Below are 900 nucleotides of genomic sequence, written 5' to 3' on the forward strand. Positions count from 1 at the left end.
AGGATTCAAGAGGAAGACTTCAGGCAACCGGCAAACTCATCGGCCTGACGCGCCGGCCCTGCTGCCCAGGGCGGCGCGGCGGGGGAGTTGCAGTCAAGATCTGTGGATGAATCGAGGTCGTTCAGGCTGCGTGGCTCTCGGGGCGTTCGACGAGGTGGCCGCGCTCGAAGCGGGCTCCGGCACGGACGAGGGCGACGAGGTGGGGTGCGTTCACGGCTCGCCAGCGGGCCTGGGCGGACTCGACGAGCTTGAACACCATCGCCAGGGCGGCCGCGCGGGAGCCGGCCCCTTTGGTGACCTTGGTCCGCAGCCGGACGGTCGCAAAGGTCGACTCGATCTGATTCGTGGTCCGCAGGCGGATCCAGTGCTCGGCCGGGAAGCCGTAGAACGCCAGCAGCTCGGCCTCGTCATCGACGATCTCCTTGACGGCCTTGGGGGACTTCGCCCCGTACTGCTTGGCGAACGCGGCGACGGCCTTGGCCGCATGCTCGCGGTCCTCAGCGTTGCAGATGTCCTGAATGGCCTTCGGCCGAGAGCTGAGGGGGGCCGGCCGCACCTGGTACGACAGCAGAGCCCCGATACGGCGGCAGGGCCCGGACCGCGACGCGCGGTCCGGGCCCTACCCCGTGCGGTGCCGCCCTGCGGCGGCGGTGCGTCAGCTCTGTGCGGGGTCGTCGCCCGCCTGCCCGGCGCCCTCAGCTGCGCCTGCCTTCTCACGCATCTTGCGCACCAGCTCCGCCTTCTGGTCGGCTGCACCCTGGCGGTCGAGGTTGCGGTGCGGACCGTTGTTCTGCCGTTCGGCGCGGGACAGCTTCTTGCGCTGGCCGCCGCCCATGCCCACGGGGTTGTTGATGTTCTTGCTCACAGTCACGGGTTCTCCCGGTAATGATTTGAATCCTC

1 protein-coding gene and 1 pseudogene are annotated in these 900 nt (G+C 69.1%); both read right to left on the bottom strand.

All coding sequences use genetic code 11. The annotated features are described in order from the left end of the window. Window positions 1–121: 121 nt before the first annotated feature. Window positions 122–544, bottom strand: a pseudogene (locus tag N4G66_RS45200) (transposase); the annotation flags it as partial. A gap of 111 nt (window positions 545–655) precedes the next feature. Then, window positions 656–871 carry a DUF6243 family protein gene (locus tag N4G66_RS45205; RefSeq protein ID WP_261710153.1) on the bottom strand — a complete coding sequence of 72 codons (216 nt, stop codon included), beginning with the start codon at window positions 869–871 and terminating at the stop codon, window positions 656–658. Window positions 872–900: the final 29 nt, after the last annotated feature.

The sequence above is a fragment of the Streptomyces rhizosphaerihabitans genome (assembly GCF_025399795.1).
GTDB classification, from domain to species: Bacteria; Actinomycetota; Actinomycetes; order Streptomycetales; family Streptomycetaceae; genus Streptomyces; species Streptomyces rhizosphaerihabitans.